At 40.9% G+C, this 23,996-nt stretch carries 19 protein-coding genes and 1 pseudogene; 8 read left to right on the forward strand and 12 right to left on the reverse strand.

Annotation, left to right across the window (positions count from 1 at the left end; all coding sequences use genetic code 11):
• The 5 genes from I6L24_RS00540 (at position 1) to I6L24_RS00560 (ending at position 6,123) form a co-directional block, all read left to right on the forward strand.
• Entirely contained in the window at positions 1 to 1,887 is a 1,887-nt protein-coding gene (locus I6L24_RS00540) for a Mu transposase C-terminal domain-containing protein (RefSeq protein WP_216986269.1), read from the forward strand.
• Entirely contained in the window at positions 1,880 to 2,299 is a 420-nt protein-coding gene (locus I6L24_RS00545) for a TniB family NTP-binding protein (protein WP_228733333.1), read from the forward strand. Before I6L24_RS00540 ends, I6L24_RS00545 begins: the two co-directional genes overlap by 8 nt.
• An 85-nt stretch (positions 2,300 to 2,384) precedes the next feature.
• Positions 2,385 to 3,514, forward strand: a protein-coding gene (locus I6L24_RS00550) for an IS3-like element ISAcsp5 family transposase (RefSeq protein WP_155857500.1) whose coding sequence is annotated in 2 segments (ribosomal slippage) — positions 2,385 to 2,637 and positions 2,637 to 3,514 — 1,131 coding nt in all. Because the reading frame shifts where the segments join, the coding sequence is not laid out codon by codon here.
• A gap of 40 nt (positions 3,515 to 3,554) precedes the next feature.
• The gene (locus I6L24_RS00555; protein WP_228733334.1) at positions 3,555 to 4,109 is read left to right on the forward strand and encodes a TniB family NTP-binding protein; all 555 of its coding nucleotides are present in this window, start codon (positions 3,555 to 3,557) and stop codon (positions 4,107 to 4,109) included.
• Between the two features lie 4 nt (positions 4,110 to 4,113).
• Positions 4,114 to 6,123, forward strand: coding sequence for a TniQ family protein (locus tag I6L24_RS00560; protein WP_216986270.1), 2,010 nt, complete (start codon positions 4,114 to 4,116; stop codon positions 6,121 to 6,123).
• Positions 6,124 to 6,344: 221 nt separating this feature from the next.
• Here the strand turns inward: I6L24_RS00560 and I6L24_RS00565 are convergent, their stop codons facing one another.
• From I6L24_RS00565 to I6L24_RS00575, 3 genes are all read right to left on the reverse strand, one after another.
• Positions 6,345 to 8,474 carry a TonB-dependent receptor gene (locus tag I6L24_RS00565; RefSeq protein ID WP_005252684.1) on the reverse strand — a complete coding sequence of 710 codons (2,130 nt, stop codon included), beginning with the start codon at positions 8,472 to 8,474 and terminating at the stop codon, positions 6,345 to 6,347.
• Positions 8,475 to 8,865: 391 nt separating this feature from the next.
• Positions 8,866 to 11,268, reverse strand: a complete 2,403-nt coding sequence (locus I6L24_RS00570; protein WP_005252687.1) for a glucose/quinate/shikimate family membrane-bound PQQ-dependent dehydrogenase — start codon at positions 11,266 to 11,268, stop codon at positions 8,866 to 8,868.
• Positions 11,269 to 11,438: 170 nt separating this feature from the next.
• The gene (locus tag I6L24_RS00575; protein WP_005252689.1) at positions 11,439 to 12,680 is read right to left on the reverse strand and encodes a carbohydrate porin; all 1,242 of its coding nucleotides are present in this window, start codon (positions 12,678 to 12,680) and stop codon (positions 11,439 to 11,441) included.
• A gap of 482 nt (positions 12,681 to 13,162) precedes the next feature.
• Between I6L24_RS00575 and I6L24_RS00580 the strand changes: the two genes are divergently transcribed.
• Both I6L24_RS00580 and I6L24_RS00585 read left to right on the forward strand, forming a co-directional pair.
• Positions 13,163 to 13,771, forward strand: a complete 609-nt coding sequence (locus I6L24_RS00580) for a DUF805 domain-containing protein (RefSeq protein ID WP_005252690.1) — start codon at positions 13,163 to 13,165, stop codon at positions 13,769 to 13,771.
• Positions 13,772 to 13,795: 24 nt separating this feature from the next.
• The gene (locus I6L24_RS00585) at positions 13,796 to 14,311 is read left to right on the forward strand and encodes a hypothetical protein (protein ID WP_004645901.1); all 516 of its coding nucleotides are present in this window, start codon (positions 13,796 to 13,798) and stop codon (positions 14,309 to 14,311) included.
• Positions 14,312 to 14,459: 148 nt separating this feature from the next.
• Here the strand turns inward: I6L24_RS00585 and I6L24_RS00590 are convergent, their stop codons facing one another.
• Complete coding sequence (locus I6L24_RS00590; protein WP_004281744.1) at positions 14,460 to 15,107, reverse strand: HAD-IA family hydrolase; 648 nt, start codon at positions 15,105 to 15,107, stop codon at positions 14,460 to 14,462.
• A gap of 98 nt (positions 15,108 to 15,205) precedes the next feature.
• Here I6L24_RS00590 and I6L24_RS00595 point away from each other — a divergent pair, with 98 nt between their 5' ends.
• Positions 15,206 to 15,973, forward strand: a complete 768-nt coding sequence (locus I6L24_RS00595; RefSeq protein ID WP_004281743.1) for a hydroxymethylpyrimidine/phosphomethylpyrimidine kinase — start codon at positions 15,206 to 15,208, stop codon at positions 15,971 to 15,973.
• Positions 15,974 to 16,051: 78 nt separating this feature from the next.
• On the opposite strand, the gene I6L24_RS00600 is transcribed toward I6L24_RS00595, so the two are convergent.
• The 8 genes and pseudogenes from I6L24_RS00600 to I6L24_RS00635 form a co-directional block, all read right to left on the reverse strand.
• Positions 16,052 to 17,110: a DUF1176 domain-containing protein gene (locus tag I6L24_RS00600; protein ID WP_005252694.1), complete on the reverse strand. Its 1,059-nt coding sequence runs from the start codon at positions 17,108 to 17,110 to the stop codon at positions 16,052 to 16,054.
• A gap of 3 nt (positions 17,111 to 17,113) precedes the next feature.
• A complete protein-coding gene (locus I6L24_RS00605) occupies positions 17,114 to 19,552 on the reverse strand; it encodes an AI-2E family transporter (protein ID WP_086044533.1) in 2,439 nt (812 codons plus the stop codon).
• Between the two features lie 121 nt (positions 19,553 to 19,673).
• Complete coding sequence (locus I6L24_RS00610) at positions 19,674 to 20,114, reverse strand: YybH family protein (protein ID WP_005252710.1); 441 nt, start codon at positions 20,112 to 20,114, stop codon at positions 19,674 to 19,676.
• A 428-nt stretch (positions 20,115 to 20,542) separates the two neighbouring features.
• Complete coding sequence (locus I6L24_RS00615; RefSeq protein WP_034436289.1) at positions 20,543 to 20,905, reverse strand: 5-carboxymethyl-2-hydroxymuconate Delta-isomerase; 363 nt, start codon at positions 20,903 to 20,905, stop codon at positions 20,543 to 20,545.
• Between the two features lie 136 nt (positions 20,906 to 21,041).
• The gene (locus tag I6L24_RS00620) at positions 21,042 to 21,389 is read right to left on the reverse strand and encodes a zinc ribbon domain-containing protein YjdM (RefSeq protein ID WP_004281737.1); all 348 of its coding nucleotides are present in this window, start codon (positions 21,387 to 21,389) and stop codon (positions 21,042 to 21,044) included.
• 124 nt (positions 21,390 to 21,513) lie between these two features.
• The gene (locus tag I6L24_RS00625; protein ID WP_004281736.1) at positions 21,514 to 21,960 is read right to left on the reverse strand and encodes an SRPBCC domain-containing protein; all 447 of its coding nucleotides are present in this window, start codon (positions 21,958 to 21,960) and stop codon (positions 21,514 to 21,516) included.
• Between the two features lie 243 nt (positions 21,961 to 22,203).
• Positions 22,204 to 22,593 carry a ribonuclease E inhibitor RraB gene (locus I6L24_RS00630; protein ID WP_004281735.1) on the reverse strand — a complete coding sequence of 130 codons (390 nt, stop codon included), beginning with the start codon at positions 22,591 to 22,593 and terminating at the stop codon, positions 22,204 to 22,206.
• 261 nt (positions 22,594 to 22,854) lie between these two features.
• Positions 22,855 to 23,787, reverse strand: a pseudogene (locus I6L24_RS00635) (DUF4041 domain-containing protein).
• Positions 23,788 to 23,996 lie beyond the last annotated feature (209 nt).

The following is a 23,996-nucleotide window of genomic DNA, read 5'->3' on the forward strand; positions in this document are numbered from 1 at the left end:
ATGAAAAATAATTTTCAATTAAAAATTGGTGATCGATTTAAATATCGTGATGAACTTTATGAAATATGCTATATAGAAAATGAAACTATCCGCTACTCTAACTCCACTAGTGGAAATATGTACTTTCTTAATGAATATGATTTAATTAATAAAATCTTAAATGGAGATATAAAGTTAACTAATTTAAGCATTCCACAATTTCACAAAAATAAAGCTCTGACAATTGAGGAAATTTTCAAGTATCTTAACTACGTTTTTTCAAACAAAATTCCATGTTCGACCAAGTATTTGAAAATTGCAATTATAAATATAACCAAAGAAAATCCTAATCTTAGAAAAATATCTGCAAGCACTTTGGCACGGTACATAAAGATATATCGAGATAACTCAGATTCATTTCATGGTTTTTATCAAGGAGCTGGTGGAAACAGAAGTTTAAGATTCCCGATTGAAATTGAGGAAATTATTAATGAAGTTATTTCTGATTTCATTAAAGAAAGAGAAAATTTTAGTCCAAGTGATGCTCATGTAATTATTAAAGATCGAATATTATCACTTAACCTAAATGCTACAATACCGTCTGAACGAACTATAGCTCGGCGTTTTGAGAGACTTGATCCCTATATTGTATTTAAGAATAAAAATGGAGCAAAAGAAGCAAGTAAAAAATTTAAAGCATCAGGTCAGAGCTTAGTATCGCCTGGTTTACTCGCAATAGTTCAAATGGATACCCATGAGATTGATTGCATCATATTAGATAAAAATGGGAATGTACTTGGTAGACCAGAACTTTGCATTGCGATAGATATCTATACAAGAGCTATAGTAGGTTGGCACTTATGTATGCTACCTCCCTCAGCAACAAAAACATTACTTACACTTAAAAATATGTTGATGAGACCTCATCTCGACAAAACAGGAGGACTTCCAACAGTAATAATCCCAGACAATGGTTGCGAGTTTAATAATAATGCTTTAGCTAATTTTTGTAATAATTTTAATATTACTAAGTCAGAATCACAGCCATACTCTCCCAATAATAAAGCTCATATTGAAAGTTTTTTTAGATCATTAAATATGAGCATTATTCATAAACTTAAGGGTACTACATACTCATCACCAGTCCATAGAGGAGATTATGACTCTGTAGGAAATGCCTGTTATACACTAGATATATTAAGAGATTTAGTGAATGAATGGATTGAGAACATATATCATAAACGAATTCATTCAAGGACAAATCAAAGACCAGAAAAAATGTGGCAAGAAGCGTCTAAAATATTTCCTGTTTTAACCATTCCTGAATTAGAAATTGAAAGAAAATGTCGGACTGTGTTCCGATATAGAATCAACAAAGGACAAATAAACTTAAAAGGTCTAAGATATAAATCTCAGGCTCTCGCCACATTAAATTATCATTTCAAAGATAAAGTCACGATTTATGTTAATCCACTAGATTTAAGCTCTATTTATATACAAGACCCATTTGATAAAGATAATCTGATTCAAGCAGATTCAATATATCCTGAGGCTACTAAAGATTTAACTTTAGCTGAATGGTTAGAAGCTAAGGAAATATTGCGAGAGAAGTATAAATGTAACCCTGATGAGATTAAAAATGAAGAAATTTTATATCTTGCTCGTTTAAATTTTCTAGAAAAAATACAAAAGCTTAATCGAAGAAATAAACGTTTTAGACAGGTTAAGAATGATCTGCCCTCAATGATTACGAGCTTTGAAAGACACTTAAATTTAGTAACATTAAGTGAGAAAGATAAAGCTATCAAAACACAGTGCAACTCAAAAACAACCCCTTCCCTTACATTTGACAATTTACCTCCAGATTTAACTGATTTTTTCTATGAGGAGGTAAATTTTGATGAATAGTAATAAAAACATTGAAACTCTCTCTAAGTTACGGAACTTCATTTGTCATCATTCAGACTTCTCAAAAGCTTTAACGTCTATTGATGAGTGCATGCAAATGAGTTACATGGAAAATCGACCTATTGGCTCCTTGTTACTTGGTGCAGGGGGTGTAGGTAAATCTACTATATGTAAGCTTATTAAAAGCAGACATAAGCCTTATAAATGTATAGAGGATAACTTTGAGAAGTTAATAGTACCGGCTTTTTACTTTCCTGTTCCTTCACCAATCACTATTAAGAGCCTAGCCATTCGAATGCTTGAAGAGCTAGGATGTACAGATCATAGAGGTACAAGTGAGCAATTAAACTATCGATTACGCATTCTCTTAAAAGAATGTAAGACACAACTTATCATGCTGGATGAATTTTGATGTGGTTCTAGGATTTTAGACCACGCCTATAAGTGATAATCTACTCCCCAATAAGCATGGGAAATGCTTGTTTTTGGAGTCAACCATGACACGAAGAAAACGTCGTAATCATTCAGCAGAGTTTAAAGTTAAAGTTGCTCTCGCAGCAATTAAAGGCGACCACACACTCGCTGAACTTTCTACTCAATTCGATTTACATCAAAACCAAATCATCGATTGGAAAAATCAACTGCTTGAGCAATCAGTCAATATTTTTTCACGACCAACAGCACAACAAGAACCAGAGATTGACCTCAAAGCTCTACATGCCAAGATAGGACATCAGGCATTGCAAATTGATTTTTTAGAAGGTGCGCTCAGAAAAATAGGGCAGCTGAGCGGCAAAAAATGATCGATAAGACCCATCAACTTTCGGTACGACAACAATCGCAATTGATTCAAATCAATCGCAGTACGTTGTATTACAAGCCCAAAGAGATTTCATCAACTGATTTGAGTTTGATGCGTCTAATCGATGAAATTCATCTCGACTACCCATTTATGGGCAGTCGAATGATACGAGATATGCTACAGCGTCAAGGACATCAAATAGGTCGGCGTAAAGTCCGACGTTTAATGCGCTTGATGGGAATACATGCCTTGTATCCAAAACCCAATACCAGTAAGCCTAATCTTGCACACCGTATTTTCCCATATCTGTTGAAAAACATGGTCATCGATCACTCTAATCAAGTCTGGTGTACAGATATCACGTACATTCCTATGGCTAAAGGCTTTGTCTATCTGTGTGCAATTATAGATTGGCATAGTCGTAAAGTACTGGCTCATCGAGTATCGATCAGTATGGAAACAGACTTTTGCATAGATGCGTTGCAAGAAGCAATTGTGAAATATGGTTGTCCAGAGGTGTTTAATACAGACCAAGGCAGTCAATTCACAAGCGAGGCATTTTTGAATGAGTTAAAATTGCGAAATATCCGTATCAGTATGGATGGGAAAGGACGATGGATGGATAATGTGATGATTGAGCGTTTATGGCGCAGCGTGAAGCATGAGGAAGTCTATTTGAAGGCTTACGATACGGTTAAACAAGCGAAACAATCAATTGCTGAATATTTGGATTTTTATAACATGATACGTCCTCATTCAAGTTTGAATAAGGCAACACCGGATGAATTTTATGATCAACATTTACTAAAAGTAATGGCAGCATAATTTAAATATTTAGAGCGGATTTATCACTTATAAAACTGAATTGAGTGGTCTAATTAACGGAACCACATTATTTCATCATATTTATAGCTCGAGTGCCCAAAAGAATAAAACATCTGAAAATGTAGCCAACTGGATTAAAACATTAGCTGATGAAACTAAAATATCTATATGTTTGGTCGGGTTACCTACTATTCAAGATAATCTTTTTATTGACAGTCAACTAGCACGCAGATTTTCTTGTGTCTTACAACTCAATCCTTTGACCTTAAATAAATATGATCAATCTGGGACACTTATGCCCTTTTTGAAACAGACCTCTCTATACATAGCAAAGAACTTCAATCTTAGCTTTGATCCCGAAATTTTCTCAAAAGATTTATCTAAGCGCATATTTTTAGCCACTAGTGGCTTCCAAGCCTATGTCATGCAGCTGATACATCAAAGCTGTCTGAATGCACTAAGCGATAATCGTACGGTTGTTTCAATGAATGACTTTCATACAGCTTATGCATTAAAAAGTATCTTATATAAACCCATGACTAACAAAGATCTTTTTTTACTTAATCCCTCTCAAATTACTGAAATCTTAATTTAATATCATGAAAAAATTATCTCTTTCTCATACTCCAATCCCATTTTCTGATGAATTTTTAGCAAGCTTTCTCCTTAGAGCTTCATATATAAATGGCTATGAATTTCCTGAACAAATGCTAAACAGCGCAGGTATTTCCATATATAAAAAATCTTACGAGGCATTATTTACCAATGAAGATAAGTTTAAGGAAGTTATTGAACAGTTGGGACTTTCAGATGACTTACTAGATCTGGTAATAAAAAAGACCCCTCCAACATTTCAAAATTTCTTCTGGACAAAAACTCAAGTAATTCATCGTAAATTACTTAATATTGGCCTCCATAAATTTTGCTCATCCTGTTTAGAAGATAAGGGTTATTGGAAGAAAAATTGGTTATTAACCCCCTTAACAGTTTGTCTAGATCACCATATTGATTTGATAGAAAAATGCCCTGAATGCGATAATCCATTAGAGACTAGCCGAAAATCATTATTTGAATGTTCAACTTGTACTTTTAATTTACGTAAGAGCCAAAAGCAGCAATCTACACTAGAAGATATCCAGATTAATACATGGTTCTTAGATAGCTTTCAAGGGACTGATAAAACTTTTAATGAAAATTTTTTTGATATCTGGATAGCTTTATGCGAGTACTTTTCTAACTTAGAAATATTTAAAAACCGATCTTATATTTTAAATTTATCCCATGAATATTTTCATAATGAGGATAAATTTATTTCTAGCCTTATAAATGAAATCAAAAGCAACCTAGATTATGCTCATCCAAGAATTCAACTTCTTCCCTTTTTAGAAAATAAATCTAGATTTAAACCTATTCTCGATGAAATCCTAAGTTATTTTAGAGATTATAACTCTCCTTCCTCAAAATGTATTCAACGGAAATTTAATAAGAGAGAAGCTACTCATATACTTGGGGTTAGTTTTGCAGCATTTCATAAAAGACTGAAGGCGGGAGTTTTATATCACGATAAACTCAATGTAAGTGATAGAACTAATTTTCTTGCTTCTATACTTGAGGAATGGCTAATCAATGAAAAGAAAAATATCAATGGCACCTATACATATCATCGTCCACCACCACAAGCCGATGAATCTAATGATTATTTTTCTATTCCAGAAATTATGGAAATACTAAATATTAACAATCATAATGCACGTTTATTTCTTAAAATACCAGATATTCCAGCCACAAAAAAATATGTCCATCGTTATACACAGTCTTGTCTTTCCAAAAAATTTGTTAATGATTTTCATAAAAAATATATTTTTCTAAGTCCACTTGCTGACTACTTGGACGTTTCGCATCTCACACTGAGAGCCAAGCTTTCAAGTTTAAAAATTGAACCTATATATATAAACAAACTTTATCCGGCATATTATGCAAGAAAAGATATTCAGCATTTAGATAAGTCAATGATTGAAAATATAGTTACTTATAAAAATAATTCAGGGCGTAAAAAAGTTGGAACTGTAGATAAGAGTAAATGTGATGCTTATGTAAGCCTAAATGAAGCATCTCAACTTCTAGGTATTTCCTCATTACAAACAGCTCAACTTATTCAACATAAATGGCTTAAAGTAGAAAATTTAGAGATACGCCCGTATCGTATCCCAAGAAGAAGTATCGACAAATTAATTCAACAAAAGAATGACCCTACGTATGTTGATATAGAGGTGGTACTCAATGGATTAGATTGCTCATATGACCAACTTGAAAAAAATTGGATTATGACAGGTCATTTAAAACTTCGACATATTGGATATTGGCGGTCCTTCTCCAAAACTGAGTTTGATAAAGCCATGAAGATTCACCAAGAGTATTTTACAGCTTCAGAGGCTAATGACTATTTAGGTATGCATCGCACGCATATGACTAATCTAGTAACTCAGGGATTAATTAAGCCTAAATTTCATGGCAATAAATTTTATTCGGTCAGACTATTCTTACGGGAGGACGTTGATAAATTACTCGAAGCCGGTTATGGCTATAAAAGTAATCAAAAAAAATCTTAACTTATGTGTCAGAGATTCTCAGAAAATCTTAACTTATGTGTCAAAACCTCGTTAAGATTGAATGTCAAAAAAACTAATAAATAATTGATTTATTTAGTTAAATAAATCTCACATTATCTGTCATTTAACGCCGTCACGCGACACATAAGTTGTCATTTATGACTTATAGTTTGTCATAAAAAAACCGCCAATACTGGCGGTTTTTTTACATCACATAACAATTAAAACTCTTTTGTTACACTCAGACCAGCGCTCCAGTTCCGCCCTTCTGCCGGCTCAAAGAAACGGCTATTGCTTTCATTGACAATCACTGAACCTGAATAGTCTTTATCAAAAAGATTATCGACACGTGCAAAAGTTTTGACAGACCAGTCTTTCATATTCCATTTATAGCCAACATTGGCACCAGCAACAGTATAGCTGGGTGCATATTCAGTATTGGTATCATTGACATAAATTCGATCTGAATAACGTACATCCAAACCTGCACTCAAACCATTTTCAGGTTTCCAGCCCAGACTTAAAAATGCCTGATTTTTGGCAATACCGGGAATATAGTTTCCTGATTCAACTCTCGACACTGCAATATTGCCATTCTGATTTAAAATTTCAGGAATATCAGCATCAAAAGTTGCATCTATATAGCTATAGCTGGCTTGAGCAGTGAGATCACGCCATAAACTTTTATTCCAGGAGAGTTCAATACCTTCTCTTAAAGTTTGATCTGCATTACGGAAAGTAGAGCGACCATTGTCATTACCTGCAGAAACAATGTCATCCTGAGTCGTCGTATGGAAAACTGCAACAGTAAAATCACCTAATGTATTGGCAGATTTCAATCCCATCTCATAGGTTTCACTTTCTGCTGCTTTTAAACTGAAGCTGCGGTTTTCTGCAGTATTTGCAGGATAGGACATTTCGGTAAAGGTCGGCGTTTCAAAGCCTTGTGCATAACTGACATAAGTCATCAGCTCAGGTAAAATCTGCCAGCTTAAAGCCATGGAGGGCAATAATTTCTGATAATCGGTTTTACCTGAATTATTGCCATTCGCCAGAAACTTGTCTTTAGACTTGAAATGCACATTGCTATAGCGCAGGCCGGCATCCAAGGTCCAATCGGGAGCAAAGTGATAAGAAGCTTGCAAATACGGATCTAAATTCCACAGGGTATTATCTTCATCTCGACGTAGTTCACCTTTAACCCCCAAGCGATCACCTAAAAAGTTTTGATAGCCTTTACGGTCTTCAGTCATGGCATCAAAAGCGAGACCAGCAATCAGTTGGATATCTGGCAGAATATCTTTACCCGTCCAGCGTAAATCTGTCCCATAAAAATTACGGTCAAAATCAATCACGCCACCCGCATGATTAACTCCACCTTGTGCTGTACGAGGAATCGACTGATATTGCGTGACTGCGCGCTGTCCCCAGTAGGCCATACCATACAGTTCATGCTGATCATTGATCGGTTTATTCCAGGTCAAACCTGTTTGCAGCTGCTCAATTTCTTTACGTGCATTATAAAGAAGGACGTTGGTCGCTACCTGTCGGGGATTGGCCTTCCACTGGTCTCGGGTTAAACCACCCGGATCATCCGCTGCAATTTTGACATAGTTATTCATCCAGTTGATTTTAGAACCATCTTCCAGATCCCAGGTCAGCTTGGCATTATTCAGAACTTTATGTGCACTGCTGTGATCACGGTAACCATTGGTATCAAAATAAGAGGAGCTGATGATATAGCTTGGCTCTGAAGCATTCTCTGAACCGCCTTGCAAAACCAGCTTGGTCTGCCCTTTGTTCTGACTCCCTGCAGAATGCCCCAGTTCAATTGAGTCAGCGCCTTGCCCTTCCGTTGTGGTGGTTAAAATCGTTCCCCCCGAAGAGTTGCCATACAACGAGGAAAACGCACCACCCAAAACCTCAATATGATCCAGACTGTTCAAATCAATATTCGAGGTTTGCCCCTGCCCATCCGGCATCGTTGCAGGGATTCCATCCACATATAAACGCACACCACGCACACCAAAACTGGAGCGAGCGCCAAAGCCTCGCATCGAAATTTGCAGGTCCTGGGCATAGTTTTCACGATTATTTAACTGTAATCCTGGAACGCCTTTTAATGTTTCCGACAGGTTCACATTCATGCTGTTATCTTGTTCTTGATTCAGATAATACACTGATGCCGGTGTGGTCAATCGCTCCCGATCGGTACGGGTCGCTTGAATGATAATCGTGTCTAACCTTTGGACTTCTTGTGTGTCATTTTCTGCATAAATATTCTGACCTGCGCAAGCAATCAGGCAGGACAAGGTCGATTTCACAAATGGAAATTTCGGGCTTTGATACATAAATAACAGGCCTTATTTGAAAGTGGTTTAATGCGGCAAATACCTTATCAAGATGGCGTACATCTCATGATTCAATTCATTTTGTTTTAAGCATCGATATCCAATAAATGCGCTGATTCGATGACATATAGTTCGTTCAATGGATAGAAAGACTTTGAGCTTAAAATTCTGTGTTCGGTAAATTCAGACTTGATTAATCCTTTATCTGAATTGCGCTTAAAATCAGCCAGATACAAAGCATATTATTTTAATGCGATCTGAATGAAATTGAGCTTTCAGCAACAAATCAACATCATTTCTCTGTGTCCTTAAAACTGGATGTAGGCATTCAACAATACATAATAAAAAAGCCTGACGAATCAGGCTCCTTCATACTGATTTAAAAATTTAACTATTTATTGTCTGGCAAGGCATAAGCCACCAGAGAGTCGCCCATTTTAGTCCCAAAGGAACCATGACCACCCGCCATAATGACCACATACTGCTTGCCATTCGCTTCATAAGTCATTGGTGTAGCCTGACCACCCGCAGGTAGACGCCCTTTCCACAATTCATCACCGTTGTTCACGTTAATGGCACGGATATAGTTATCTTGAGTTCCGCCCACAAACATCACGTTGCCCGCAGTTGAAATAGGTCCACCCAGCATCGGCACACCCATTTTGAATGGCGGCAATGGAATGCCTGGCATACTGTCACGAATGGTACCGATACGGCGTTTCCAGGCCACTTCATGAGTATTTAAGTCCACACCTGCAACAAAGCCCCATGATGGCTGTTTACACGGCAGCCCAAACGGAGACAGGAACGCACTGATTTCAACGCCATAAGGCACGCCATACATCGGTTGAACGCCGGCTTCTGTGCCTGCACCTTTAGCCGTCTTAGGACGGTTCGGATCTTGAGGAATCAGTTTTGATACAAATGGCAGGCCAATCGGGTTGGTCAGTGCAATTTGACGGTCCGGATTCACCGACATACCGCCCCATTCAAACACACCCAGGTTACCCGGGAAGACCAGCGTCCCATTTTCAGAAGGTGGGGTATAAATGCCATCGTAATTCAATTTGTGGAACGCAACACGGCAGACCAACTGGTCGAACATGGTCGCACCCCACATCTGTTTATCGGTCAATTTCTCTTGTGGCGCCAGATTAAAATCAGAGAACGGTTGAGTTTTAGAATAGAACTCGCCTTTGGTTTGAGGTCCACGCTTCACAGATTGCGGTACCGGTTTCTCGGTAATCGGTACAATGGCTTTACCATTACGACGATCCAGCACAAAAGCATTCCCGGTTTTGGTCAAGACATAAATAGCCGGAATCATATTCCCGTTTTTATCTTTGATCTCGGTCAATGTCGGCTGTGAAGGTACGTCCATATCCCACAAATCGTGATGGGTAGTCTGGAAGTTCCATACCAGTTTGCCGGTCGTCGCATTCAAGGCCAGCATCGAGTTGGCATAACGCTCGTCCAGCTCAGTCCGGTGACCACCATAAATATCCGGTGTACCGACACCCGTTGGTACGTAGACGATATCCAGCTCTGCATCATAGGCCAAAGGTGCCCATGCATTAGGTGAATTATGTACAAATTTTTGACCCGGTGCAGGAATCAAATTCGGATCTTCAGCGCCTGTGTCAAATACCCAAAGCAGTTCACCGGTATTCACGTCATAACCACGGATCACACCCGATGGTTCTTCAGTTGAATAGTTGTCGGTAGTTGAACCCGCAATAATAATGGTGGTGCCGGTTACTACAGGCGGTGAGGTTGGAATATAACCGCCCGGATATGGGAATGGCATATCTTTTTGCAGATCGACTTCGCCATTTTTACCAAAGTCAGAGCAGACTTTACCGGTGGTCGCATTGACCGCAACCAGACGCCCATCATTGACCGGTAAAATCACTTTTTGTGGACATTCAGCCGATGTGGTTTTCTTCGCAGCGAGACTGCTTTCAAAACCTACCGTATTGTTGACATCATAATAAGATACACCACGGCAGGTTAAATGCTGATAGGTATGATCAGCTTTTAATTTCGGATCATAGGTCCATTTCGCCTTACCAGTTGCCGGATCAAGCGCAGTCAATTTCTGGTGAGTGGTACAGATGTACATGTTGTCACCCACCTTGATTGGGGTAACCTGATTGGTGGTTTCACCCGAGTCATTTTCAGTCTTGAATTCGCCCGTGTGATATTCCCAAGCCACCTGCAAATCTTTGACATTTTCAGTATTAATCTGCTTTAAGGGTGAATAACGCAAACCGGACTGGGTACGGCCATAAGCCGGCCAGTCTTCATCTGCCACACCGGGAATTGGCTGGTGGGTTGCAGGCTGCTGGGATTTTAATTCACCGCGAATTTCTTGCGGGTCATTAAATACAGCATAAATCATGACAGCGATGGTAATAGCCAGTGAACCACCCAGGGCAATTTTCGCACCTTTACTTTGATCAAAACCGCGTGTTACTGCCGGAATCAGCAGGGCCAGACCAAACAACCCTAAAATATCTAAACGCGGCGCGAGTGCAAAGAAATCTGAACCGACTTCCCACAGCCCCCACACCACTGTCGCCAAAACGAATACGGCATAAACCAGAAGTGCAGCACTTTTTCGTTTATACAAGAGAACTGCGGTCGCAATAAAGAGAATACCTGCAATGATGTAGTACCAAGACCCACCCAGCACTGCAAGATAAATCCCTCCAATCAGCAGTCCTATACCGAAAACAGCGGCAATGACCGCTAAAATCGTTTTCAGTACCGAACCTGATGATGAAGTATTCATATTGAACACCTATAAAAGTTTTTTTGAAAGTCCATGCACATGACAGGCATGAGCACCCTTATTGTTAAATTCTGAGTTATAAATACATCAATGTCTTAAGCAGGCATTGCCCATTACTGCAACAAAGTACCTAGAGATTCAATAGTGTATTTGCAACTAAAAACTATGTTTTAAAATGACGTATTAAACTTGATTCCGCCCACCCATACATTTTCACCGTCTTTGTCCGCACCGACGTGACGCACATATTGCACATTCGGGCGAATAGTGAGCCAGTTGGTGGCATGTAAGCCATAATAAATTTCTGCATCGATTTCTTGATGATGGTCAGTACTGACATCGTCATTCATGTTGATGCGTGCAATACCAAATGCGATTTCATCTTGAGGGCGTGAATCCATTGCACCCTTATAAACCAGTCCAATATTTTGCATATCGCTGACGGTATTGGTTTTGGAGTCATGCACTGTCGCATTTATAAAGCCGGTCAAACCACGCGAAGTATCTCCGTCATGTGCAGTCAATTGTTGCTTGGCAACGATCCAGCCACCGTGGTGGTGATCTGTTTGATCTGGATTGGAAATGACTTCAGCATCCGCTGTACTGTAGTAATAACCGGCACGATATTCACCCGGTAGTTTCTGTTCACCCAGTTTAGGCGTCCAAACCACTTCTGCAGGAAGCATTGCCCCTTTAGAACCATCCGTACTCAGATTAAACCCTTTACCACGTTCCAGATTCTCAGGGTTGTACTCATAAGCACCGACTTGGGCATAAAATTCAGGGTTAATATTGTATTTGACCCGTGCAGCCCATTGGCTTACCGGCCAGTTGTACCACTGATCACCGACCCAGTTCCCGACTTGTGAACCGCATAGGGCCAGATTCTGAAAATCGCAGTCAAAACTGTTGAAGTCTTCACCTTCACCGAAGCGCCCGACTTTCACATCCAGTTTTTGTTCCAGGAATTTTTTCTTGATCCATAAATCAGTCAGACGCCAGGTTTGACCACGGCCCCAGACCTCTTGTACTGAACTCAAATGACCGTTTAAAGCAGCAGCGCTTTGAGACAGTGACTGACCGTTACGCTGGGTCACTGTTATTTGTGCTTCAGTGTCTTGCCAACCTGCAATTTTTGCCAGATCCAGATGTGCCCCAAAAACAAACTGGTCCGCATATTCAGTTCTATGGTTTGAAGATCTTTGCGCATCGATCAAGGTTGCCATTTCACCGGTATAACCAAAACTGAAATCATAGCCCTGGTTTTGGAGCGCTGTACGTTGCCCGTTCCAGTCACCGAGCATCCACGGGCTTTCCGAACTGAAAGCAGCTTCAGCATGCACAGTGGTCGTGGTTAAGATGAAAGAGGCACAGCAAAGGTAAACGGCCTTCGATAATGGGGAGAGATACATTGAATGTGATACCTTCATCACAATATGAAGTTTTTTATTATACGCCTGTTGATTTTAAAAAATCGTTACTAATAGATAAAAAGTATGAATAAAATGTTATATTTATTAGTATTATTATATGCTTTTTGTAAATTTAAAATTTATAAGTATCTGTTTATCATCATATTAAATTTAACAACATCAAACCATAGTTCCAAAGAAAAATTTGATATTCATCAGATAGATTTAGCTTTAATTTCTTATAAAAGATTCAGAGATAAATCAGCTCCATTACTATTTAATTTTCTTCATTTCAAATCATGCAACGCTACATTTTTTGTTGATTGAATACTGAATCACTATTGCGATAAGGCTTTTAAAAACATGAAAAAATTATTGTCATTTCACCATAAACTTTTAAAAATTAGATTATGCTAAAGTTATTCTGATAAGAAATTGCGTCGCTTTAAAACAATAATCTAGCTTAATAGACGAGAACAAGCATGAAAGGTTCAATCCTTGATTTTTCTATTCAACACAATACCGGTTTTATCTCGGGGGATGATAATCAGCGCTATAGCTTTAATGGCGCGGACTGGCGTAGTGAGCGTCCACCTTCACGCGGTGATCGGGTCGATTTTATCGTCAATACTACAGGTGAAGCCTCTGAGATTTATCTGGCCTTAGGCAGTTCTATTTATCTGGGAGAAAAAATTTCCAGTCAGCTCGGCAAATATTCCAATCTGGATCAAGCCGAGGAAAACTACAGCAGCATTGACTGGTTTGTAAAATGTCTGACCAACTATGCAAACTTTTCCGGCCGCGCACGCCGTAAAGAATTTTGGTTCTTTATGCTGTTTTGTGTAATTTTAGGCATTGTTGCTGAGGTAATTGATACAGTTTTAGGCACTAAACCGCTGGTGAATAGCCTGCTTAATCTGGCACTTCTAGTCCCAAGTCTGGCCGTTGGCGCGCGTCGCTTGCATGATGTAGGACGCTCTGGTTGGTGGCAATTACTGACGCTTACCGTGATTGGTATACTGGTACTGATCTGGTGGTGGGCAACTGAAACCAAGCAACAAAACAATGAATATGGTGCTCCTGCCAAATAACCGAACCTTACAAATCCCGTCTTGATGCGGGATTTGTTTATCGATTATTTAATGACTAAATATCAGCAAAATCAGACTTTCTCCATGCTGCAAGATCAATTAGTGAAATTTCCAGATGCTGTATGGGTGCAAATCTATAAAGATAAAATGCAGCTGATGAATATAGATGGCACGATTACGCATACTCTGCTACCCGATGTGCCTTATGCCCATCCGCGGAGTATTATTGCCGACTTTGATGCAGCCGCGGTGACGCTGAAACGGCTGTTACCATCGTCAATGATGAAGAAACTATTTAGCTCTATAGCACTGCTGCAAATTATGGATCTGCCTGAAGACGGTTTAACCGAAGTTGAAAAGCGCGCGTTACTCGAACTCGGTTATGAAAGTAGCGTGCAAAATGTCATCCTGTTTGACCATGCAGGAAATGCACTGACCAAAGCCAGAGTTCCACCCCAACATCGAATGACGATCATCAATATTTTACTGGTGATTATCATTATGGTGGTGTTGGCATCGACCTGGTTTTTGACGCTTTAAATGTTCTTGTAAGAGCAAAAATCCCGCACGCTGCGGGATTTTTATTGAGATAACAATCTAATAAGAGAGTTGATCTGTATAGATGTAGCAGCTTATAGACAAAATATCTCTAAAAATCAGCTCAAATAAAATAAGCAAAAATTAGGGTTTATTTAAAATAATCTAGCAACTGATTAAAGCGGTCTATTTGATATTTAGGCTGTGCCAGTGCTAACTCTTCCTGACTACCATAACCATAATTTACCGCAATAGTATCAATACCATTTTGACGGGCACCAAAAATGTCATGCTCGCGATCACCGACCATCATGCATTGATCGGCCTGTAATTTTTGTTGCGCTAAAATATACTGAATCAGCTCGGCTTTATTGGTTCGGTCACCATTCAGCTCACTGCCATGAATGTCGGTAAAATACTGGGCCAGATCAAAATGTTCCAGAATCTGTTTGGCATACACTGTCGGTTTTGCTGTAGCGACAAACAAGCGATAACCACGGCGTTTCAGTTCTGCCAGCGTTTCTGCTACACCCTCAAAAACATGATTTTCATAGAGACCCTTGACTGCAAAGCGCTCCCGATAACCCATCAAGGCCTGTTCAGCCAGAACATGATCGGCCTCAACATTTAAAATTTTGGCAAGCGAGGCTTTTAAGGGCGGACCAATAATCCAGTCGATATTGATCTCGTCACTAATCGGATGACCAATTTTTTCCAGACCATAGCGTGCAGACGTCGTAATCCCCACTTTCGGATCGGTTAATGTCCCATCCAGATCAATTAAAATATTCTTAATCACCGCCTATCCCCTCTCATCAGCACCGATATAAATTAATATCGAGAGTTCATTCAAATTTGCCTATACTAATGCAATTTTAGTGAATGAAGGACATCATTTTGCGCCCTACCGTACTTTGCTTTTCCGGTTTAGACCCTTCAGGTGGAGCCGGCCTTCAAGCAGATATTGAAGCTATTGGTCAAAGTGGTGCACATGCGGCAATTGCCTGCACAGCCCTCACTATTCAAAATTCACAGCAGGTTTTTGGTTTCGAAGCCACTTCCAGAGAATTGCTATTGGCACAGGCCAATGCGGTGGTCAATGACCTGCCCATTCGTTGCGTAAAATCTGGCATGTTAGGCACCACAGACAATATCGTGGCTCTGGCCGAGTTTCTGACTGTACATCCAGATTATCTGTATGTGCTGGATCCGGTTTTGGTCGCCAATAGTGGCGGCTCGCTGGGTAATCAGGAAACGCTGGTCAAAGCATTTACCCAGCTGATTCCATTGGCCACCATTTTAACGCCAAATACGGTTGAACTACGCGCCCTGACGGGTGAGCAAGACCTCAAACTGGCCACTCAAAAATTATTTGAAATGGGTGCACAGGCAGTTTTGGTCAAAGGTGGCCATGAAGATACGCCAGATTACATTCAGAACAGCCTATATATCGCAGGTGAGCTGGTCAACGAAACTCGCTGTCCACGTCTGCCAGGTGAATATCATGGTTCAGGCTGTTCACTGGCCAGTTTCATTGCCGGACGTCTGGCCATGGGTGATCAGTTGAAAACTGCGGTACAGCATGCTGAAACCTGGTTATTTGGGGTATTAAAAAATGCTGAAATTCCTGTTCCAAATGGCCAGAGAATTCCAAAGCGTTTTTAAGATCACACTTCTTAAAATCAAAACTAAAAAAGCCTGAGTCATTCAGGCTTTTTTATCACTGATATTTTATAAACAATACTATTTGGCCTGATAAATGATTTTGCTTACATAGGTCGGTAAATTCCAAGCACCACCGGCGAAGCCTTTGCATTGTACGGTCAGACCACTGAAGCTTTTGACAAATTTCTTGCCATTCCAGGCCCATTCGTTCTGACTCAGACAATCGCCCAAACCACGCACTTTATGCCCGGAAAATATCTGGCCTTGGTTAAATGTTTCTCCCGAGGTCGTCACCAACTGTTTAAATTGCTTGTTTCGATCCATCAGCCAGAAGCCACTACCCATATTATAAGCCCCACGCCAGCATGGAATCTGAATCAGTTGATTCTGGGCATTAATGGGATAAATGGTCATAACATCATCATCCAGAAAACGCTGGCTAAACAGCAAATCACATTGATCTTCCTTGGTGGTGGCTTGCAGTTTTCGAATCATCTGCTGACTTGTTGCCGTATTCAGTTTTGCTTGAGTGACTTTGCCTGACTGATATTTTGGTATCTGAATTTTCGGTATCGCTGCAGCTTTGAGCACCGCCTGATTGGATTTTTTCCCCGGCCTGATCAAGGCTGAGGGCGTAGAAAGTCGACGCTGAAATTCATCCATCTTGAGTAAAACGGCACTGGCACCGGAAGTCGACAGGTTCCAGCGTGATTGCGTATTCTTAAATACAACCGGAGCTGTTCCCTGTACAGCTTTTAGCAAGGCTCGCGTTTGATCAGTACTGAGGTGCCCTATTCCCTCCCGATTCAGACCAATCACACCATAAGGTGTGCTGGCAATTTGTAGCTGAAGCTGTCGTGTAGGTGTGGCAGCAGCTAAGGGTAAAATCTGGACTTGGGCTTTGATACTACTGTTTGCACCCGCAGCACGCTCTAGTAGCACCGAAACCGGCTGATCAATATCTTGATCCGATTGATAACCGGCAGCGCGGCAGGTGCCGGTATTATCACAGGAAATTTCCCAGTCTTTATGTAAAAAATGCAGTCCCTGAATAGCAGCCAGACTCCATGAACTGATACTGGCTAGACCAAATGTGATACTCATGATTTTGATGCTGTAAATCCATTTTTGTTTCATCATTTAGTCCTTATTTAAAACGCTTGCCGAGGTAGCAGGCTGCATCTGCTCAATCTGCTTCTGTTTATCTTTTTTCTTGCGCTCATTGCTCAGGGTCGCCATTAAATCCTGCGCCAAAGCCTTAAGCAGAATCATATCTTCGGCCTGCATCTGTCTCGGTTGTTTATCCAGCAGACATAGACTCCCAACCGCAATTCCATTTTTATCTTTTAAAGGCACACCAGCATAGAAACGGATATGATGCTGTCTTAATTCTGACAGATGTGGAAAGCGCGGGTCACGCTGCAAGTCTTCTATCACCAAAGGCTCATTCTGATAGAGCAAATGGGTGCAGACTGAATCCTTGCACATTTGTCGGGTTGCAACAGGCTCCTGAGTAAAAGGACTGATTGGAATATACATTTCATGCTGATTCAGCCAGGAAATTTGTGCGTAATCAACGTCAAAGGCTTGACGGGCTTCTTCAATATATTGTTTATAAAGGGTCTGATGACGATGATCCAATAACCCCAATTCATTTAAAGCCTGCTGCCGTTCTTTTTCATTCTTGATCTCCAGATTCTCAAACCAGCTTTCGCCTTCATTCAAGGTATAAGTTTCGATAGTCAGAATCAGATCATCGACATTATTGACCAATGCCTCCAGCTCAAAACGTTGTTGCAGTTCATCCAGAAGCTTCAGCTGCATCACGCCCCAAGTCGCAAAAATGATTTTCAGCTCAGGATATTGCTGCGCCAGTCTATATTTCAGCAGCCGAATCTGTGCCGCAGGCGCATGATGAAAAATCGACACACATAAAATCTTGATCGAAGCTGGCAGTACAATACCCTTTCCTGATTCACTCGATTGAATCAATACATCCGGATCATTTCGGGCAGCAATATTTTTGAGATTCAGCGCGTGTGCCAACATGGCAGAAATCTGGGTGTCAATTTCCCAACGTGCACCAACGCAATAGACTTCGGGCTGCTCGGCACTCATCTTACTCGGATAGGCTTTTTGAAACGCATGATTAAAGAACTGCAAGCCCTGATAAAGACGCAACCGGTGTTCGGCAGTGACATCGGTATCATGTCCTTGAGAATAAATCCGAATGGCTGGAATGGCCACTTCGCCATAGAACATTTGTACCCGACGGGCCACCTCCTCTTCACTGGGCTTTTTCGGTAATTGTGCACAGATGTAATCATTGGCTACCTGCATTGCATCATTGACTTCATCAGCCACCAGTCGTTGGTAAAAGCGTTCGGAGGGTGACAATACTGGCGTACTGCCAAGTAAGGTTTTGACAAAACCCAGTGCCGGTACATAATTGGACAAAACCAGCAGGCAGGCAGTCAAAGGCGTCGACAAGATCAGCCCTACCGGTCCCCAGAGGGTGGTCCAGAACGTAGCAGCCAGAATAATTGCCAAAGTAGACAGACCGGTACTTTCCCCATAGAGCCACGGTTCAATCACGTTATTGCTGATGAGTTCCAGCACCAGTATCAAGGCCACAGTCCAGAGCACCATGTCCCAGCCCGGATCAACGGCGAAAGCCAGCGTAATCGGGAAAATAGCTGAAACGATCGGGCCAACATAGGGTACAAAACGCATAACCACCGCAACCAGCCCCCACATAATCGCTGCCGGCACACCAATCAATAACAGCCCAATCGCCATGGGAATGCCATAAGTGACATTGACCAGCAGCTGCATGCGCAAATAGGTTCCGATACTTTTGCCGGCATCATCCAGCGCATCGGTGCCGATATTCAGATTACCGCCCAAGAGTTTCAGAAAGCGGTCATGCAGGTCTTTGCCATTGAATAAAATCAATACCATAAACAGGAACACAATCCCGATAATCGCCAGTGGATTCAGGATTTTATTCAACCAGTCCAGCGCAGCCTCTTCACTCGTTGGTTCCAAACCGACCACTTTGACATTCTGCACATTTGGGTCTTCTGTTTCCTGTTCTGGGGTGTCTATCGAATCTTCGACTGTGTCAAAGGTCTGGATCGCACCGTCCCACATGCTCGGTCCTTGACGGTAGTTTTCGAGCATTTTCAGTTTTTGCTGGATAGTGTCCTGATATTGCGGCAGTTCCTGACTCAGCTTGCCGAGTTGTACCCCCAGATAAGTTGCAGTGCCACCCAGAAAGGACAAGGTCAAGCACATGACCAGGCCAATCACCGCCCATTGGGGACAGCCCCAACGCTTCAAACGGGAAACCAGAGGAGAAAGTAAAAATGCCAGCAGAATGGCCAAAGCCAGCGGAATAAAAATATCACGGCCAAAATACAATGCCGTCATGACTACAGCAGCAATTACAAAGCCTGCCATCATTCTGAGTGCATGTTGGGTGCGTTGCCGCTCGGACTGATCCGGCATCAATACTTCAGTCTGTTGTTGCAGGTTGGCCTGTCGTGGTTTTACTTGACTGTTCTTGTTGTTATCCACCTGAAAAGTCCTAAAATATTATTCCTTCAACATAATTTAGGACTTTCTATATTTTTGTTACAAAGGTATTCCTGTAATCATTTGCAAAGATATTTCACTTAAATCTTTTCAGGTAAATAGATTAACTCACGCTTTTGATCCGGCGCATTTTCCGGGTTTCGAGTTGCACAGGGACTGAAGTATGTTGATGCAGCAATTGCCATTTGCCCTGCTGCTTGCTCAGGCACATGCTGACCCGACACCAGCCCAGCTGGAAAATCGGTTCAATCACCGCATAACTCACCCGTACATAACCATCGACTACAGCCAGATCAGAAGTGACATGAATATTAAGGTCTTGGCGTTCGATGCGTATGCCTTCCGGTATAAATGCCCGATATTGCTGCCAGAGTGCCTGATAGGCTTCTACACCTTTCACTTCCATACTGACATCGACCAGACGGATATCGGGTCGGCATAATTGAACAATATCCTGAATTTCAAGTCTGGCTACGGCATTATCCCACTCCTGAAGAAATGCCATGACTTCCTGAGCCAATTTTTCATCCCCAAAAACCTGCATAAAATTTCCTTCAACCGGACAAGTCAGACCTGAAATCTGGGATTCAATCAACTCACCGGATTTCTGATCTTTTTGTTCTTATTATTATGCCTATGCTAAAGCGTTATTCTCGCTTTGCTCTTCACACTGCCGGATTGGATACAGCTCACCTGAAGATTATTTTTTAAATTATTTTTATTTCAATCAGGATGAATATGCTGTTTCTAGATTGGATGATTCAAAAATCAGCAGCGATTAAAAGTTACTTTAGAACTTTTATCGCATGCCTGTAAATGACATAAAGCGTCATTTAAAAATAGAAATAATTTTAGATCTGAATAAAATAGCGAGCTGTTACAGACCAAGTCGATCTGTTTATAAATTTCGTATGGCATTGATAAGGTTTCAAGGCATTTGATCATATCATCTCAGCAAATAAAAGCCATCATTCAGATAACAGCTTTACGATAAGTCTGCTTTGGCATTTCAATGATTTCGACACAAAGCTGTATTTTTAATTCAGGTTGTGGCGCAATATATTGCTGCATCACGTCGAGCACCAATTCGGAAATCGCCTGACGAACTTCGACACTGCGCCCACTCAACAGTGAAACTTTGGCATGCACATAGGCCTGATCTGTAACAGCATTCAGTCCAATCACATAATCCCGCTGCATAATCGCACGACTTTTTAAATCATTGGGATCAGTGACATGGCCGGTGTTAAAAAGTGCCTGATGGATCGCGACCAATAAAGGTTTGATCTCGATATGTTGCAGATTGTCAGAATATTCCAGATGCAGGTGCGGTATTAAAGTGGTCTCAAATCGAAAACGTGAGGATCAGAGCGGCAGGAAAATAATCAGCCCAGAATTTCAGTAATAATGAGAATAATACGATACATCAACCGTATTATTCTCTCGTCAGAATTTTAGTCTAGGGCTAAATTTAAGCTTTCTTTACATATTCTGATTTCAGTTTCATCGGGCCGATTCCCTCGATTTTACAATCAATATCATGCCCATCGGCAGCATCAGGCAGCAAACGGATATTTTTTACCTTGGTGCCCACTTTCACCACTGAAGATGAACCTTTGATTTTCAGGTCTTTAATCACCGTTACGCTATCACCGTCCGCCAGCACATTGCCGTTGGCATCCTTAATGATCACTTGTTCTTCAGTGACTTCACCTTCTTTCCACTCGTGTTCGCATTCAGGACAGATCAGTAGATCGCCATCTGCATAAGTATATTCAGATTGACATTTTGGACAGTTTGGACAGTTTGGCAGATCCATAAGAACCTCGAAAAAAAGAGAAAAATAAAATAAATGAAACAAATAAGCGCACAGTATAGCATCTTTGTCTGGAGCACTCATGGATAGGACATTGGGATGAAACCTACACAGGAGATCGAAGGAATTAATTGTCTGCAATCTGGGGATTAACCAGCAAAGATAGGAGTTGCAGTGATTCCTGCCAGCTCAAATGACACACCGCTGGCGGCACCACATCCGGATAACCCACCTGAATAATATGCAAACCGGTACCGATTGACACTTTTTCAAAGATGATCGTCACCTCTATTTCACCCTGCAATTCCGGGGTAGAGAACTGATCGGTATAGCGCAGCAGCTGATTGGGAATGACCTCATGATAAATGCCATGAAAATGATGCTGGGTCCCGGTAGAAAAATTGGTAAAGGTGGTTTTATAGCTGCCGCCGGGTTTGACTTCCGCATGTTCTACTTTGGCAATAAAGCCATGTGGTGCCAGCCATTTGGCCAGTGCATCCGGATGCACAAAGGCACGATACACCCGCTCCGGTGGTGCACTGAACACACGATGCATTTTTAAGGTGTAACTCATTTTTTCTTGTCCTTTGTTCTTATTATTTTTTTATTGCGGGATATTCCCTACATTTATTGTGACTAAATCATCAGCCTGAGTTAAGTACTCATTTGAGTTATTTTATCCAGTTTTGAGCTGGCTATATATAATGAGTATGTATCTATACTCAAGCTCAAATCTTCGTGTAGCAATTAAATAGAGCAATAAAAAAACCCGGCAGCACCGGGTCTCTTATTTTAAATGCTTTAAATACAAGCATGATCAGCTACTACGCAGGCTGCTCTCTTCGTCATCCAGCTCATCATCATAGACATAGGCCATGCAGCCCCAGCCATCATATTCGCCCTGAAATTGTGCAGCGATTTTGCTGAACCATTGTTCCAGATCCACGATATCTTCGTAGGCAGGCTCCATATACACATAAATCGTGATAATCCATTCCAGGGTATCGCTTTCTTCGTCCTGAAACAGGCTGATTTTTTGCTCTTCTTTTAATAGATGCAAGGCACAGCGATCTGCCTGCGCTTCATCCGCAAAGGCAATCGAAAATTCAATTTCGTGCGCTTCTTGCAAGTCGTCGCCATCCTGATGCATTTGCCACAGTACATTGCCATTTTCATCGTCAGGGAATTGATTGTAATCACGTGACATAGAAGTATCCTTATTATGATGCTGTTTTATTCTGCATTTAAGATTAGCTGATTTTTGTACAATTATCGAGATACAGACAAAAAATATTATCTTTTAACCATAAATAAACATATGATTTTTATAAATATAAAAATAAGTAAGGGGATCAATATATTCGAGATTCCTCAAGGCCAAAAATCCTGAAAAATATCAGGATTTAAACCAACTTATAGCATTCAGAATACTCTGGTAAAAATCTTCTAGACCTATGAATGTCATGATCTACGCGATGTGTGGATGCAGATGGTCTTGTTTCAGTTGCAAAAGCAGCGCAGCAAACTTGAGTTCCTCTAGACGCAGATCAAGATAGGATTCCCGAATCATCGCCTGACTCAGTGCCTGCCCGGTATAATTCAGCAAGACATAATCATCCTTTAAGGCTTGCAGCATCTCGCCTAGATTTTCTGTGCTTAATTGAGAGAGATATAAATCTGCCTTACAGTTGAAAGCCAGACTAAGGATTTCAATAGTACTTCGACGGCGATTGTCGTCGACATAATTACAGCTCGCCACCTGCTGTGTTTCTATGGCCTGTTGAATTCTGTCACGGACATTGCGTAAATGCCGAACCGCATCCGTTTCGCTATAACCCTCAATCAGCTGCTCTAAAACCTGTGTTGCGGGAAGCTGCAAGCCGAAGCGCTGGGCCTGTATTTTATGCTCTAAAGCACTCAATACCTCTTGCAAGCGATGCTGTTGTTTGGCCTGTTCATAATAACCGTGCAAACTTTGTCGGGCCTCCTGCTCAACCTCGGCCACGGCCTGCGCCTGAAACTGGGCAAGATAATCTTTTACTCTTGCGATATAGGCTTTGAGATCATCGATCATGATCGAAGCATCCAGCTTGGTCGCTTCAACAAAGTTTTCGGCCTGCAAAGTCCGGTTAATAATATATTGCTCGATATCCCAGATATCCTGATATTTTTTATATTTATTCAGCGCAATGTTTAAACTGCCATTCTGTACCCGCAGTTGGGTGATTTCATAATTCAATTCATCAACTTGAGTTTCATAATCTGCCAATTTGCTGCGGGAATGATCCAGATTTTCCTGTAAAAACTAAATATTGCTGCGTAATGAAGCCTGTACCTTCAAGCTCCATAGCAATGCACATATTGAAATACTCGCGAGAACGAAGAGAGCCATACTGAGCATCGTTCTTTCCTTTAACCCCGGGCAGCGCCCTAAACCATCAAATTAAAAATTTATTATAAAGTAATGATTGATTTTGCATCACTTCAGCCAGATAAGCAAAGCCATTGATCACCACTAAGTCATTCATTCATTTTATTTTTCTACAAAATTTTTATGTGAAAGTCATGTAGGACAGACTGCTTTCCGGCTCAAATCAAATCTATTCTGAA

It is taken from the genome of Acinetobacter lwoffii, from assembly GCF_019048525.1.
Lineage (GTDB): Bacteria > Pseudomonadota > Gammaproteobacteria > Pseudomonadales > Moraxellaceae > Acinetobacter > Acinetobacter lwoffii_K.

Coding starts and splice junctions, on each gene's coding strand:
- I6L24_RS00600 (WP_005252694.1), bottom strand. CDS start 17,110: ATGAAACAAAAATGGATTTACAGCATCAAAATCATGAGTATCACATTT.
- I6L24_RS00585 (WP_004645901.1), top strand. CDS start 13,796: ATGCGGGATTTGTTTATCGATTATTTAATGACTAAATATCAGCAAAAT.
- I6L24_RS00545 (WP_228733333.1), top strand. CDS start 1,880: ATGAATAGTAATAAAAACATTGAAACTCTCTCTAAGTTACGGAACTTC.
- I6L24_RS00625 (WP_004281736.1), bottom strand. CDS start 21,960: ATGAGTTACACCTTAAAAATGCATCGTGTGTTCAGTGCACCACCGGAG.
- I6L24_RS00620 (WP_004281737.1), bottom strand. CDS start 21,389: ATGGATCTGCCAAACTGTCCAAACTGTCCAAAATGTCAATCTGAATAT.
- I6L24_RS00560 (WP_216986270.1), top strand. CDS start 4,114: ATGAAAAAATTATCTCTTTCTCATACTCCAATCCCATTTTCTGATGAA.
- I6L24_RS00580 (WP_005252690.1), top strand. CDS start 13,163: ATGAAAGGTTCAATCCTTGATTTTTCTATTCAACACAATACCGGTTTT.
- I6L24_RS00575 (WP_005252689.1), bottom strand. CDS start 12,680: ATGTATCTCTCCCCATTATCGAAGGCCGTTTACCTTTGCTGTGCCTCT.
- I6L24_RS00565 (WP_005252684.1), bottom strand. CDS start 8,474: ATGTATCAAAGCCCGAAATTTCCATTTGTGAAATCGACCTTGTCCTGC.
- I6L24_RS00610 (WP_005252710.1), bottom strand. CDS start 20,114: ATGCAGGTTTTTGGGGATGAAAAATTGGCTCAGGAAGTCATGGCATTT.
- I6L24_RS00570 (WP_005252687.1), bottom strand. CDS start 11,268: ATGAATACTTCATCATCAGGTTCGGTACTGAAAACGATTTTAGCGGTC.
- I6L24_RS00540 (WP_216986269.1), top strand. CDS start 1: ATGAAAAATAATTTTCAATTAAAAATTGGTGATCGATTTAAATATCGT.
- I6L24_RS00630 (WP_004281735.1), bottom strand. CDS start 22,593: ATGTCACGTGATTACAATCAATTCCCTGACGATGAAAATGGCAATGTA.